Source organism: Anabaena sp. PCC 7108 (assembly GCF_000332135.1).
Taxonomy (GTDB): domain Bacteria; phylum Cyanobacteriota; class Cyanobacteriia; order Cyanobacteriales; family Nostocaceae; genus Anabaena.
Genome location: NZ_KB235896.1, coordinates 4,293,229 through 4,306,341, shown reverse-complemented (window position 1 = coordinate 4,306,341; position 13,113 = coordinate 4,293,229). Strand labels below are relative to the sequence as shown.

Sequence of the window (13,113 nt, the reverse complement as noted above, 5' to 3'; positions counted from 1 at the left end):
ATGGAAGCGAGGTTTTATATTTAATTGCACCAAGCTACTTAATGACAAAGCACAAAGGAAAAAACTATGATATTAAATGAACTACAAAATTTCCTTTCCCAACATAAAAAAGCCTCTCTTGCTGATATGCAACTCCACTTTCGCATAGATGGAAATGCTCTACGGGGAATGCTGAGTAAGTTAATCCGTAAGGGTCGAGTCCGTAAAATGGAGGATGGGAAGAAGTGTGGTGGATGTCACAGTTGTGATCCAAGTGCGATTGAATTTTATGAGTGGTTGACACTTCCTGACCTAAAGTCACAGGAATTATTAAGTAGTCCAAAAATGGACTCTTAAATCTGTAGTCATGGGTGAAGGTGGATATTTTCCACCATCATGTTAAATTTATCAGTCGATTAATCTTCCTTAATCTTCGTGGTCTTCAAAAGGATCGTCTAACTGAGTGCTAGGAGGACCGAAGGAAGTGTAAATTGCCATACCAGTAATGGCAACTAGGATTGCACAGAAAGAAACGCCAAGCACTAAACCGGGTTCTAAGTCCATAAATTTAGGGTTATATTATGAGAGCTATATTTATAGAATATTACAAAATTTAACATAAATACCACCTATGCATTCACTAAACCCAGTTCAACCACCCTACCCTGATAGTGGTATTATCGTCATAGTCAGAATAATCTCAGTTGTAAGGTAAAAATCCTGCTGAAATATTGCAGTACTTTACAGTGGGCAATAAGAAAATTAAAAAAGCTTTGGCAATTGATCTTAGGTGAACTATGGCACAACGGACTAAGTTGGGAGATATCCTCAGACCCTTAAATGCTGAGTATGGTAAAGTATCTCCAGGTTGGGGAACGACACCTTTAATGGGTGTTTTTATGGCTTTATTTTTGGTGTTTTTGTTAATTATTCTGCAAGTTTACAATAAATCTCTGTTGATTCAGGATGTACTTGTTGATTGGCGCAGTTTAGGCGGCTAATTGCCATCAAAACATCAAGCTTGGATAACAAGTTACCATAGACCCGGCTTGTCCGGGTTTTTTGCTCTTTGGGTAATGGTTGTTAATCACCAACAGCGGATACAATTTTAGATTTTAGATTTTAGATTTTAGATTTGGGATTATCAAAGACTTACTACATCAGCTTTACAGTTTTCTATCTGTCGCCATTATTTTTCTTTCTTGGTATAACTATTGATTAGACTAAATAATGGAGAGTTTCTATTGCGGTTGGAGAATCTAAAGGAGAAAAATCATGAATATCTTTGGTATTGGGTTGCCAGAAATGGGTTTAATTATGGTAGTGGCGCTGTTAATCTTTGGCCCCAAGAAGCTACCAGAAGTTGGTCGTAGTTTAGGTAAAACTATTCGCAGTTTTCAAGAAGCTTCTAATGAATTTCAAACAGAGTTTAAACGAGAAACTGAACAATTAGAAGAAACTGTAAAAACTACTGCTGAACTAGAACTGAAGACAATTGAATCAGCCAAATCACAGCAGGATACTGCTGGTTCTTCTCCCACCAGTTAGGAAAAATGACAGAAGTTTTTACCCAACCAGCTTTGGTAATTCCCCAGCTAATTGTTGGTTTGGGGAATCCAGAGCCTAAATATGACCAAACTCGCCATAATATTGGCTTTGCGGCTTTAGATGCTCTTTCCCGTGCTTGGCAAATTCCCTTAGCGGAAAATCGCAAGTTTCAAGGACAGTTTGGTGAAGGTATTGCACCAGGTGGCGGTAAAATCCGTCTGCTGAAGCCGTTAACTTATATGAATCGTTCAGGACAGTCTATTCAAGCGGTAACAAGTTGGTATAAATTGCCCCCTGATTCAGTGCTGGTAATTTATGATGACATGGATTTACCTTTGGGAAAAACTCGTCTGCGCTTGTCTGGTTCTGCTGGGGGACATAATGGGATGAAAAGTACTATTTCTCATTTGAGTAGCCAAGACTTTCCCCGGTTGCGAATTGGTATTGGTAAACCCAAAGGTGTAGCTAATGATGCTAATTCCGATACAGTTTCCCATGTGTTGGGACGATTTTCTACTGGGGAAACTAAATTAATGTCTCTTGTGCTGGAGTTTGTAGTTGAGTGTGTAGAACTCAGTCTGAAACAGGGAGTAACTAAGGCTATGAATCGTTGCAATAGCCTGACTATTGATACTTCTGATTTTTAAGTCAGAATTGAGAGCAAATATTTGGTTTTGGTTGATGGGTAGCTATTGTAGCCTATCCCATCCAACCAAACTACAGCATTGAAAACTCTTATCTGTAAAGCTGGTAACGAAAAAAAATATGTTTATTTAAAACGACGTGAACGTCTAGCGGCTACGGCCTTACGTTTACGTTTTTCCAGGGGGGTTTCAAAGTGCTGACGATACTTTGCGTCGGCCAATATACCAGCCTTGGAAACTTGGCGTTTAAAGCGACGCAGGGCGGAATCTATGCCTTCGTTTTCGCCTAAAACCACTTGGGTCATTCTAAATTAGTCCTCAATTTATCCATAACTTCAATTGTAATATTAACCTCAAACTTAGCAAAACCCTCTGCTACAAGAAGTTAGAAGAAATGGAATTTTTGAATTTCTAGTCTCGACTCAGCAACGGCCTTTTTTATTCATAGGACTTACGCACGAGTCACGGAATAACGAACCGCAGAGGACACAGAGAACACAGAGGAATAGGAGTTTGAGTGTTTTTTTGCGTAAGTCCTAATTCAATACCTTGTCCAAATCGAAAAAAGTCTTGATTTGTAGGTTGATTTGTGGAACGTGAACGTTCACGAAGCAATAGGATGAAACTCAACAAATCCGTCGGGTTGCGCTATCGCTTAACCAAACCTACAAAAAATGGACAAGGTATTGTTATTCATTTGTGATTTCTGCTTCTGCACTGATGTCAATGGCCAGGGCTAGTTGATATAGTTGGCGACGGGATAGGTCAGTATCTTTGGCTAATTGACGGCTGGCCTGGGAACGGGAAACTCCCTGTTTGATGATTTGTAATAGTTCGGCTTTGAGTTCTGCTTCTGTAAGTTGGGGTAGACTGGGTGGAGTTCCGGCTACTAAAAGGGTATATTCTCCTTGAGGTTCTTTTTGGTTGTAATGTGCGATCGCTTCCCTGATTGTCCCTCGCCAAAATTCTTCGTATAATTTCGTTAGTTCTCTAGCTATGACTATTGAGCGATCGCTCCCCAACACTGTCCCTAAATCTTGTAAACTATCTCGTAAGCGGTGAGGCGACTCGTAAAAAATTAACGTCCGGGGTTCGGCTTGCAAATATTCTAATTGTTGTCTTCGTTGCTGACTTTTAGCTGCTAAAAAGCCTTCAAAGATAAACCTGTCTGTTGGTAATCCTGCCGCACTTAAAGCCGTAATGGCCGCACTTGCACCGGGAATAGGTACAACTGTGATTCCTTCGTCAATACAGGCTTTTACCAATTCATATCCAGGATCGGAAATTCCTGGCATTCCGGCATCACTAACCAGTGCGATCGCTTTCCCGTTTTTCAAATGCTCTAATAATTCGGGAATCCGACTATTCTGATTATGTTCATGATAGCTGATTTGGGGAGTTTTCACCTGAAAATGTTGCAGTAATTTTCCTGTATGTCTTGTATCTTCAGCAGCAATCAGATCCACAGTTTGCAAAATTCGCACCGCTCTAAAAGTGATATCTTCTAAGTTACCAATCGGTGTACCGACAATATAAAGTGTTGATGGTTTGGGATCAGTTTGCATAATAATTCCAATTAAATCACATTTTAAATCACATTAAACTTTTTCCCAAAATTTATCATTTAATAAAACATCTAAATCCTGAGAAAAAGGACAAACATCAGGAAAGTCAACATCATATTCATTAATTAAATTATCTAATGCATCTGCATAGCATTCAACTAACATTTTTAACAAATAATTTTGTAAACTAGGAGAATCTCTTAAAAGCTTTTTCAGGTCTTTTTGAGTTCGTTTTATAGTATTTTCCCAACCTCGATAACAATCAAGTAACGGCACAAATCTACGTTTTAATGCGTGTTCAAATAAAGTCGTCAAACGACCTTCTAACTCTCGTTTATCTCTTCCTCCCAAAGATTCCACCTCCTCAATTAAATTTTCCCAATCAATATCACGAAAATTTCCCTCTTTTAACTGCTTTACCGTATCCTCAACCCAGAGAACAAAATCTTGATTATAGAGAGTTTCTGCTGGTGTTTGTTTCATAGTTCTTACCTACCTTCACTGGGTAAAAATTCAGGAGTTAAAATTTCTGTTAAACTGTAAGGACAATTTTCAGGAAATGAAGAAAACCCCGTTTCTCGTTCTGCACTAATAGTCACAAGTTGATAAGTTTTATCTAGAGAATCGGCTAAAAATGTTTTAAGACTTGGGTTTTCTGATATAATTTTTTCTAAACGTAAACGTTGCTCCTTGATAGTTAATTGCCAATTTCGAGAACGTAAGTTAGGCTGAAATCGCCATTTGAGTAAGTGCATAATTAATACTTCTAATCTATTTTCTAACTCTCGTTTCTGAGAACGTCCCATATCTTCAATTTCTTCAGCGATGTAATCAAAATCAATTTGATGAAATTGTCCAGTTCTCAACAAATGTGCTTGTTCCTGTGTCCAAGCATAAAAATCATTGTCATGGGTAATTAGATTCATAAATTCTCCTATAATTCATTTAATAATAAGACTTACGTAAGTGTTACAATAAATATCTATTGTAGGGTGCGTCAGACTCGATAGCTTGCGTGACGACGCAGGAGTCATTAAATCCTGCAAATAAACAGATATTTGACATCTGACGCACCGGACTCATGTGCCAGTTGCCTAAGTCCTGAATAATTTAGATCAAGTTACCAATTACAAATGACCAATTCTGCCTTATTTGTAGGTTTAGTCACCTTAGATTTAATTTACCTTGCCGACTCTCCACCCCAAAATAATCAAAAGTTAGTTGCTACTGACTATACTGTAGCAGCAGGAGGACCAGCAACAAATGCCGCTGTTACTTTTAGTCATTTAGGTAATCACGCTACAGTCTTGACTGTGTTGGGTTCTCACCCAATGACACAGCTAATTCTGAGCGATTTAGCAAATTACCAAGTCGCAATTATTGACTTAGAATCGAGCCAAGATACACCACCACCAGTTTCATCTATTATTGTCACCCAAAGCACTGGCGAAAGAGCAGTAATTTCTATTAATGCAGTGAAAAATCAGGGAAATATCACCTCTATCCCTGCAAATATTCTCCAAAACACTGATATTATACTTATCGATGGACATCAAATGGCAGTTAGTAAAATTATTGCCGAAACAGCCAAAATCCAAAATATCCCAGTTGTAATTGATGGTGGCAGTTGGAAACCCGGATTTGAGGAAATTTTACCTTTTGTAGATTATGCCATTTGTTCAGCTAATTTTTATCCACCCAACTGCCAAAATCAAGAAGATGTTTTTACCTATCTTCAAGGTTTTCACATTCCTCATATTGCCATTACCCAAGGAGAAAAACCAATTCAATACCGAAGTTGTGGTAATATTGGTATTGTTAATGTCCCGAAAATACAGCCAGTAGATACATTAGGTGCAGGAGATGTTTTTCATGGCAGTTTTTGTCATTATATTTTACAATCAAGTTTCCAGCAATCTCTAGAATTAGCTAGTAATATTGCATCTGGATCTTGTAAATATTTTGGTACACGTCGTTGGATGGAAAATTAAATTATAGCAACCCTATTTGATTTATAAACTACTGGTGGAGGCAGGCAATAGGGAACAGGTTTCTTTACAACTCATTTAGGAGTGCTGTAGATTGAAAATTAGATTTTAAATAACAAATAAACAAAATAGAAATAAGTTTCTCTCATCAAAAAAGGCAACTGACTATTTAAACTTTGATAGCGGGTAGTCGGTGTGGGAGATGCTTGGGCATCTAAACCTAAATTTCTAGCCATTAAAACGGCACGTTTTAAATGTAATGGATCACTAACAATGAGAATTTTTTTAAAGTGGTAATTTGCCACTAATTCTGAAGCATTTTTTAGATTTTGAGAAGTAGTTCGAGACGTAGTTTCTATCAGAATATCAGATGATTTTACACCTTTACTGACAGCATAGAGTTTACCAACTAGCGATTCTGCTAGTTCATCACCATTACCAACTCCACCTGTAAAAATGAGCTTGCGAACATAACCGTTTTGATATAAATTAATAGCATGGTTAATCCGTTCTCGAAACACAGGAGATGGTTGTTTTCCCCAAACTGCTGCACCTAGAACAATTGCGGCATCCGCCTGAATATGAGTATAATTGTTACCATAGAAATATATATTAGTAGCTGTAGAAGCAATTGCAATCAATAAGGCAGAGATTAAGGATAAAATTACCAAAACCAACTTATTTTTCGTAAACTGAGTATACCTTTGCGCTTTTACACATTTGCGTGAGCTTTTCATAAAATCTGTACTTTACCAAAATCAAAAGAATGCCAAACTTAGAAGAAATACTAAAAATTACCCGTGAAATCGGTTGGGGTGCAGCTAAATTACTGCGTTCTTATTATCACGGAACCGCAAAAGACCCTAACCTAGATATACAATATAAACAGAACGAACCTGTAACTCTTGCTGATGTGGCTGTTAGTCAATATATTTTAGACAAGTTACAAGCAGCTTTAGGTAATGAAGAATTTGGCTATATCAGCGAAGAAACCTATAAATCTCAACAGGTTAAAAATTCCTCTGAGTGGGTTTGGATAATTGATCCTTTAGATGGTACAAGGGACTTTATCGATAAAACCGGGGAATACGCAATTCACATTGCTTTAGTTCAAGGAACAACTCCAGTTTTAGCAGTAGTAGCCATACCAGAAGCAGAAAAATTATATTATGCGACTAAAGGTGGCGGTACTTTTGTGGAAACTGTTAATGGTTCTCTCCCTTTAAAAGTAACTAGTAATAAACCTATTGAAGACCTAACCTTAGTAGTCAGTCGTTCTCACCGCAATGAAAAATTAGAATATTTACTCCAAAATCTACCCTGTCAAAATCAGAAAGCCATTGGTAGTGTAGGTTGTAAAATCGCAGCTATTCTTGAACAAGAAGGAGATATTTACATTTCTATTTCTGGTAAATCTGCACCTAAAGATTGGGATATGGCTGCACCCGAACTAATTTTAACAGAAGCCGGGGGTAAATTTACTCACTTCGATGGTACGCCGTTAAAGTACAATACTGGTGATATTAGTCAATGGGGCAATTTGCTGGCTAGTAGTTCTCAACATCATGAGATATTGTGTCAGAAATCAGAACAAACCTTAGCAGAGTTTGCCTAAGATGTGAGTTGAATTGAGTCTAGAGATGATTCTAGAAATGTTACTCGTTATGAGTTCATATTCAAAGGCTGTGCTATAGTGTAGAATGTAAGGATTATTTTCGGTTGAGTAAGTCGTTTTAATTTCTTTATAAATGAGTCTCTCCGAATCTAACTTTCTACATTTTTTGATTTGGGAGACCATCCGCTACTATGTCGATTTATGTTGGAAACCTGTCCTATCAGGTTACAGAAGAAGACCTGAAAACGGCTTTTTCTGAGTACGGAACAGTCAAACGTGTGCAGTTACCCACTGATAGGGAAACAGGACGACCACGTGGTTTTGCTTTCGTGGAAATGGAAAGTGATGACAAAGAAACAGCAGCTATTGAAGCACTTGATGGCGCTGAATGGATGGGTCGTGCTTTAAAGGTAAATAAAGCTAAACCTCGTGAGGAAAGAAGTCCTTCCCGTGGTAGCTGGGGTAATAATGATCGTGATAATCGCCGTTATTAATCCTGTCCTGAAAAATTTTTAAATCTAGAGTCGCCAGTAGATAAGTTATGAAGATACAACTCTACTGATATATTTTATTAACTCTAGTATAGTATATATTCACCCACAATTAGGAGGAATGAGAATGACGCAAGTAGTTTTGGGGGAGAATGAAGGTATTGAATCAGCTTTACGGAGATTTAAACGTGAAGTTTCTAAAGCCGGAATTTTCCAAGATATGCGTAAGAATCGCCATTTTGAAACACCTTTAGAAAAAGAGAAGCGTAAAGCTATCGCTAGACACAAGCAACGTCGTCAACAACGTTCTCGCTTCAAGTAATAACTTTAGGGTAATGTCTATTGCAGCTGTAAGTCCAGTTAGCATCTCTTCATTATTCCGTTTTATTTCTGTTATTTATGGTGATGTTTCCTAACAACCGCAAATAGCACGCACAAGTTAATAGGACTTACGCAAGTGTCACACTAAAAATCTGTTGTAGGGTGCTTTACTACTGCATAAATCCTGTAAATAAACAGATTGTTGATATCTGACGCACCCTACCAATGTGCCAGTTGCGTAAGTCCTGGTTAATAAAGACCTATTTGTAGTAGTGCTGTATTTATTTGCGGCACTACTACAAGTTGTATTTAGGCTAGAAAATTAGCTAAATTTCTGCTACTGCGCGTTCAATTAAACGCCGAGCTAAAGTTTGCGTACCAGTGTGTTCATAGTAATTTGTACTCATATCTAAGAACGCTGCCAGGTAGTCTAATTTGTCATCAGCGAGTTGGACAAAACTTTGCAAGTTACCAACAACCTTTTGTGGTGTTAAATTATTGGCTGTTACAATACCACTCATCCAACCTTTAACGGAATCAAAGCTTTCGCCGATAAAGTTGAGTTTACCAGCATCATTATTACCAGGAATAGTATTTTTGATGTTTTGGAAAGTTGAGTTTTGTCCTAAGTCCTGGGGACTCATCCGACTAATACCTGATAGGGCTTTGTCGATGAAATCAGGTCCAAGGGGTATTAAACCATCAACGCAAATTAAAGCCACCATGCGAATAAGTGACTCACCACTATACTCACCTAAAGAGGCAACAAAATCGCCAATGCTATCACCGGGAATGCCGTTTATTTGGCAAAAAGCTACTAATTCAGCAACTACTTTTAAGGTTAAGTCGATAGTTTGAGCTTTATCTGGTTTAGGAGTAAGGGAGTTTAAAAAGCCTAATAGGGGAATTGATTCACCTACTTTATTAGCTAAAGCGGCTGCACCTAAAGCTTTATCTGTACCATCAACAGTTTGATAAAGCCACAAAGCTGTTTGATATCCTTGGGATTTGTCGTTGAACAGATAAATAGCCCGTTCACCAATTTGCTGAATTAAACTCTCATCATCTTCACCAGTGACGGTTTTAATTGTGTTGACAAAGCCTACAGTATTTTGCCACTCACCGGGAGCGACAAAATCTAAAGCTCTGAGCATAGATACAGTCAAGTTACTGGTTGGTAATTCGTCAACTAAATCGAAGATAGATTTGCTCACAAAAATCTCCTAATTGAAGGTTGGTTATCTGAAGTTGAGAGTAACAGTTATTTCAATTTAGCTAGATCATCAAGATCAAATTTCTCGATCCAGTCAGCGCGATCGCTTGCAGTGAATAATGGATCTTTAGAAATCACCTTAACTTGGTACTTACCAACCAAAATAGAAGTTTGGGTTTTTCCCTGTTCCACTGCGGGATAGCCGTCAATTTTCTTGGTGCTGTTGGCATATTTTGAAGCTACTCCAGGTAGGCTAGTGGTGTCAGAAATAGCCAATTGCGCGATAACCTTGCCGTCTTTTTTCAAATTCGCTTCCGAAAAGCCTTTTTTCTCTTGGGTATAAACTCGATCATAGCCATCTTCCCCATCAGGGAAAAAAGCGTTTAATTTACTACCCTGTGTAGCATTTTCAGCAACAGACTGACCACTTTTTTGCCTAGTGCTTTCCTGTTGTACCTGATCAAATCTATTTGGTGCTTTTGGAGAACAAGCTGTAGTCAGTAGTAAGACACACAACAATAAACTCGCTAAAATCTTGCGCCCACGAGATAAAATCACGTTTGGGTTCTCCTTAAATGTGAAAGGTTTGAAGCAATTATCTGCGTTGCTGTAGGTTTTGTACCGGAAAATTTACTTTTTGATCATTATTTGTATTGAGAATTACCAATTTTCCCGCAGCTTTGTAAAAAACTCCCCGTGTCACCGAGTCCTCCTATCCCCGCGTCCCCCTATCCCCGCGTCCTCCTATCCCCGCGTCCTCCTATCCCCGCGTCCTCCTATCCCGTGTCACCGCGTCCTCCTATCCCCGCGTCTTACTGACGATAAGCAATTACAGCATAGAAGGGATCTCCTCCTGGTATACCCAACCATTGTAAGAAATTCGGCGCTGTTGATTGATTGACAATCACTTCTGGAGTAGTAAATCCGGGTACTGAAGCAAAGTAACGCTTAACTAATTCGACTCTAGACGCTTCCGACACATCCCGCCACACTTGAATCGCCTTTTGATGGAACATTCGGTTAGAAAAGCTGATAATGGCGACACCACCAGGTTTGAGGATGCGGTGAATTTCTGTAAATACTGCTTCTGGATACTGGATATACTGCACAGAAACACAGTTGATGACAGCATCGAAATCTTGATCAGGCAAAGGTAGCTGAGGCTTTTCGTTGATATTCTGGACGAAGTAATGGTTTAAGCGAGGATTACGTGCAAGTTCTTCAGCGTTGAGTCCATGTCCTTCCACATGATCAAACTCTATTTCTGTTGGTAAATGAGACACCCAACTGCTCATCATATCAAAAATTCTGGTGTTGGGTTTAAGTCGCTGACAATATAAATCTGTCAACTGTTGAATAAAACCTTCATCGACATGAGTAACAAAGCGCGGATAGTCATAAAATAACTTATCATCGGTGTCATCTAACTTAAGGCGTTGATTGGGTCTAAGTAGCATAAATGTCTATGTGGGAAAAGTCTTTCACTAAATTGTGCTAATTTTGTATATTAACTTACCGAAGAAAGGCAGAGGGCAGGAGGCAGAAGGCAGAAGGCAGAAAATACAATTTTTGTCCTCTGCCAAAAGGGTTTAAAGCCCCTAAATTTATTTATGCAAAAAATCAAAATATTTTTTCCGAGACGCGCAGCGCTCTTAAAAATACGTCCTTATAGCAATTCCCATTCAAGTGAGGTACAAGGAGTAATAATTAAACGCAGCGAAAAGTTCCTCGAAGCCGGGTTTCCCGGCGTAGGAAACTTTTCAAGACAGATGGACGCAGATAAACGCAGATAATTTTGTATTTCATTAGACTAGGAAATGCTATATTAAATCCCCTAAATTTATTTATGGGGATTACCTCCAGCAAAACTGCCTTCGTCCTCCTGCCTCCTTGACTGATTTTCATCACCTAACTAAATTCAAGCCCTGAGAGCTAATAATATTCAACTCGTATTCCACAAATGTTGTACAAATCATCATTGTTTCCTGCTATTTGGCAGCGTCTTCTTTTGCTGAGGAGATTTCCTTATTTTAATTTATTAATTTGGATACTGCCTTTATTGCTATTTACTTCTGGAGAAAATAGCCTCATGGCACATGATGAAGCACTGTATGCAAGAAGAGCGCGTCAGATGCTTGATTCTGGTGACTGGATAGCTCCTTGGGGTAATGCTCATCATAAAACTCCTGGTTTTTATTGGTTAATTGCTATTTTTTATAAATTATTTGGTGTCAGTGATATTAGTGCGCGACTCCCTAGTATGATTGCCGGAATTTTCAGTTTATTAGTTATATATGAAATAGCAAAAATCTTACTTGATAAAAAGATAGCATATCTTACGGCTGCTATTTTGAGTGTGGAATTTCTCTGGCTGCAATATTGTCGGTTATCTACACCTGATGTAGTAACAATTTTATTAGTATGTATAGCTATTCTCAGCTTACTCAAAGCTGAATTATATCCACAAAATCGCTATATTTATGTTTTTATTACTGGGTTAAGTTTGGGACTAGGCTTTTTAATGAGAAGTTTGATGATTGTTGTACCGATAACTGCATTATTACCTTATTTAATTGGTGAGAATCGTCGTCATCGTCATCTTTTCAACCCCATGTTATATTTGGGAATTTTAGTTGGTTTAATTCCTACTTTAATGTGGTTGTGGTTTAACTGGCTGCGTTATGGAAGTGATAGTTTTGGACAGTTATTAGGGTTTGTGGTAGAACTAGGTAGTCATGAAAGACAGGGAAATGGCATAATTTTCTATTTCTGGAATGTGCCTTTAAAATCTTTTCCTTGGTTATTTTTCAGCCTTTTAGGATTAGCTTTAGTAATTCGTTATCCAATTCCTCGCTACCAATTGTTATTAGTGGGTTTTCCTCTGACTTTATTTACAGAAATAAGCCTATTTTCCACTCGTTTATCTCACTATAGTCTTTATCTTTATCCCTTTATTGCTATGCTTGCGGCTGTAGGTTTAGATTGGCTGGGAAAAATTTACAATCAAGAATTTACACCAACACAGGAAGAAACAAAAATATTGCTTTTTTCTAGCAATATGAGATATCTTCCTCGGAATCTTAGTTATGGTTTTGGTGTGTTAGGTAGTATAGCTATTTTAGCTGGTGTAGTAGCTTTGGTAGCAGGGAATATTGACATTCGCAAATATGCAATTCTCGCTTTATTTGTGGGTTTAGCTTGCTTAATTGTGCCTTTAGTTTGGATTAGTCGTTACTATTTTAGGAACAATTTACTTATTTCTCGATACTGGATAGCAAGTTGGTTAATTGCTTGTTGGATATCTATAGCTACTGCTGGTAATTTAGGGTTATTAAGTGATTTTAATCCTAGTTTTAGAGTCTTTTTCCAACAGCAAGAAATTGCCTCAATTCTCAAAAGCAATCCTATCTTTTCTACCAAATTAGAAGGTAAAGATTCAGTATTGATTTACTTCTATACCCCTATTCATGGTAAACAAGTAGACTCAATTTCTCAATTACCAGCTTTGAGTTATGCTTGGATTTATACACCTCAACCTGGTGATTTATCTAAACCTCATCGTATTATCGGCACGATTAAAAATTATCAATTAATTCAAGTTTTGTGAGATTGCTATAAATGAAAAGCTGATTGTAATTTTTTGGGAACCAGGAGCAAGTTGTTTAATTCAGTGCTTAATTTCCTCTAACTTGCTGCCCTACAGCGGATTCCTTTGTTATAAGCTACATCATAGCCCCCTCATCGCTTGC

Annotated in this window: 18 protein-coding genes; 9 read left to right on the top strand and 9 right to left on the bottom strand. The window is 38.0% G+C overall.

Annotated features, from left to right (window positions below; all coding sequences use genetic code 11):
• Nucleotides 1–66 precede the first annotated feature (66 nt).
• Entirely contained in the window at nt 67–336 is a 270-nt protein-coding gene (locus tag ANA7108_RS0120175; protein ID WP_016952635.1) for a FeoC-like transcriptional regulator, read from the top strand.
• A 69-nt stretch (nt 337–405) separates the two neighbouring features.
• On the opposite strand, the gene psbN is transcribed toward ANA7108_RS0120175, so the two are convergent.
• Nucleotides 406–543 (bottom strand): photosystem II reaction center protein PsbN, encoded by a 138-nt coding sequence (gene psbN, locus ANA7108_RS0120170; protein ID WP_016952634.1) that lies wholly within the window; start codon nt 541–543, stop codon nt 406–408.
• A 233-nt stretch (nt 544–776) separates the two neighbouring features.
• Here psbN and psbH point away from each other — a divergent pair, with 233 nt between their 5' ends.
• From psbH to pth, 3 genes are all read left to right on the top strand, one after another.
• Nucleotides 777–980 carry a photosystem II reaction center phosphoprotein PsbH gene (gene psbH, locus ANA7108_RS0120165; RefSeq protein ID WP_016952633.1) on the top strand — a complete coding sequence of 68 codons (204 nt, stop codon included), beginning with the start codon at nt 777–779 and terminating at the stop codon, nt 978–980.
• 274 nt (nt 981–1,254) lie between these two features.
• A complete protein-coding gene (locus ANA7108_RS0120160) occupies nt 1,255–1,527 on the top strand; it encodes a TatA/E family twin arginine-targeting protein translocase (protein WP_016952632.1) in 273 nt (90 codons plus the stop codon).
• A gap of 5 nt (nt 1,528–1,532) precedes the next feature.
• Nucleotides 1,533–2,174, top strand: a complete 642-nt coding sequence (pth, locus tag ANA7108_RS0120155) for an aminoacyl-tRNA hydrolase (protein ID WP_016952631.1) — start codon at nt 1,533–1,535, stop codon at nt 2,172–2,174.
• 122 nt (nt 2,175–2,296) lie between these two features.
• Here the strand turns inward: pth and rpsU (ANA7108_RS0120150) are convergent, their stop codons facing one another.
• From rpsU (ANA7108_RS0120150) to ANA7108_RS0120135, 4 genes are all read right to left on the bottom strand, one after another.
• Nucleotides 2,297–2,476: a 30S ribosomal protein S21 gene (rpsU, locus tag ANA7108_RS0120150; protein WP_016952630.1), complete on the bottom strand. Its 180-nt coding sequence runs from the start codon at nt 2,474–2,476 to the stop codon at nt 2,297–2,299.
• A 384-nt stretch (nt 2,477–2,860) separates the two neighbouring features.
• On the bottom strand, nt 2,861–3,736 hold the full coding sequence (gene rsmI, locus ANA7108_RS0120145) for a 16S rRNA (cytidine(1402)-2'-O)-methyltransferase (RefSeq protein WP_016952629.1): 876 nt from the start codon (nt 3,734–3,736) through the stop codon (nt 2,861–2,863).
• 33 nt (nt 3,737–3,769) lie between these two features.
• Nucleotides 3,770–4,219, bottom strand: a complete 450-nt coding sequence (locus ANA7108_RS0120140; RefSeq protein WP_016952628.1) for a DUF29 domain-containing protein — start codon at nt 4,217–4,219, stop codon at nt 3,770–3,772.
• Nucleotides 4,220–4,224: 5 nt separating this feature from the next.
• Nucleotides 4,225–4,662: a DUF29 domain-containing protein gene (locus tag ANA7108_RS0120135; RefSeq protein WP_016952627.1), complete on the bottom strand. Its 438-nt coding sequence runs from the start codon at nt 4,660–4,662 to the stop codon at nt 4,225–4,227.
• A gap of 207 nt (nt 4,663–4,869) precedes the next feature.
• On the opposite strand from ANA7108_RS0120135, the gene ANA7108_RS0120130 reads away from it, so the two are divergent.
• On the top strand, nt 4,870–5,727 hold the full coding sequence (locus ANA7108_RS0120130) for a sugar kinase (RefSeq protein WP_016952626.1): 858 nt from the start codon (nt 4,870–4,872) through the stop codon (nt 5,725–5,727).
• A gap of 98 nt (nt 5,728–5,825) precedes the next feature.
• Here the strand turns inward: ANA7108_RS0120130 and ANA7108_RS0120125 are convergent, their stop codons facing one another.
• The gene (locus ANA7108_RS0120125; RefSeq protein WP_016952625.1) at nt 5,826–6,461 is read right to left on the bottom strand and encodes a YdcF family protein; all 636 of its coding nucleotides are present in this window, start codon (nt 6,459–6,461) and stop codon (nt 5,826–5,828) included.
• A gap of 29 nt (nt 6,462–6,490) precedes the next feature.
• Between ANA7108_RS0120125 and ANA7108_RS0120120 the strand changes: the two genes are divergently transcribed.
• From ANA7108_RS0120120 to rpsU (ANA7108_RS0120110), 3 genes are all read left to right on the top strand, one after another.
• Nucleotides 6,491–7,339, top strand: coding sequence for a 3'(2'),5'-bisphosphate nucleotidase CysQ (locus ANA7108_RS0120120; protein ID WP_016952624.1), 849 nt, complete (start codon nt 6,491–6,493; stop codon nt 7,337–7,339).
• Between the two features lie 191 nt (nt 7,340–7,530).
• Nucleotides 7,531–7,833 carry an RNA-binding protein gene (locus ANA7108_RS0120115; RefSeq protein ID WP_016952623.1) on the top strand — a complete coding sequence of 101 codons (303 nt, stop codon included), beginning with the start codon at nt 7,531–7,533 and terminating at the stop codon, nt 7,831–7,833.
• Between the two features lie 124 nt (nt 7,834–7,957).
• Nucleotides 7,958–8,152 (top strand): 30S ribosomal protein S21, encoded by a 195-nt coding sequence (gene rpsU / locus ANA7108_RS0120110; protein WP_013192888.1) that lies wholly within the window; start codon nt 7,958–7,960, stop codon nt 8,150–8,152.
• A 325-nt stretch (nt 8,153–8,477) separates the two neighbouring features.
• Here the strand turns inward: rpsU (ANA7108_RS0120110) and ANA7108_RS0120105 are convergent, their stop codons facing one another.
• From ANA7108_RS0120105 to ANA7108_RS0120095, 3 genes are all read right to left on the bottom strand, one after another.
• Nucleotides 8,478–9,365: a hypothetical protein gene (locus ANA7108_RS0120105; RefSeq protein WP_016952622.1), complete on the bottom strand. Its 888-nt coding sequence runs from the start codon at nt 9,363–9,365 to the stop codon at nt 8,478–8,480.
• 47 nt (nt 9,366–9,412) lie between these two features.
• Nucleotides 9,413–9,922, bottom strand: a complete 510-nt coding sequence (locus ANA7108_RS0120100) for a hypothetical protein (RefSeq protein ID WP_016952621.1) — start codon at nt 9,920–9,922, stop codon at nt 9,413–9,415.
• 254 nt (nt 9,923–10,176) lie between these two features.
• Complete coding sequence (locus tag ANA7108_RS0120095; protein ID WP_016952620.1) at nt 10,177–10,821, bottom strand: class I SAM-dependent methyltransferase; 645 nt, start codon at nt 10,819–10,821, stop codon at nt 10,177–10,179.
• A 503-nt stretch (nt 10,822–11,324) separates the two neighbouring features.
• Between ANA7108_RS0120095 and ANA7108_RS0120090 the strand changes: the two genes are divergently transcribed.
• Nucleotides 11,325–12,971, top strand: coding sequence for a glycosyltransferase family 39 protein (locus ANA7108_RS0120090; protein WP_016952619.1), 1,647 nt, complete (start codon nt 11,325–11,327; stop codon nt 12,969–12,971).
• The last annotated feature ends 142 nt before the right edge of the window (nt 12,972–13,113 follow it).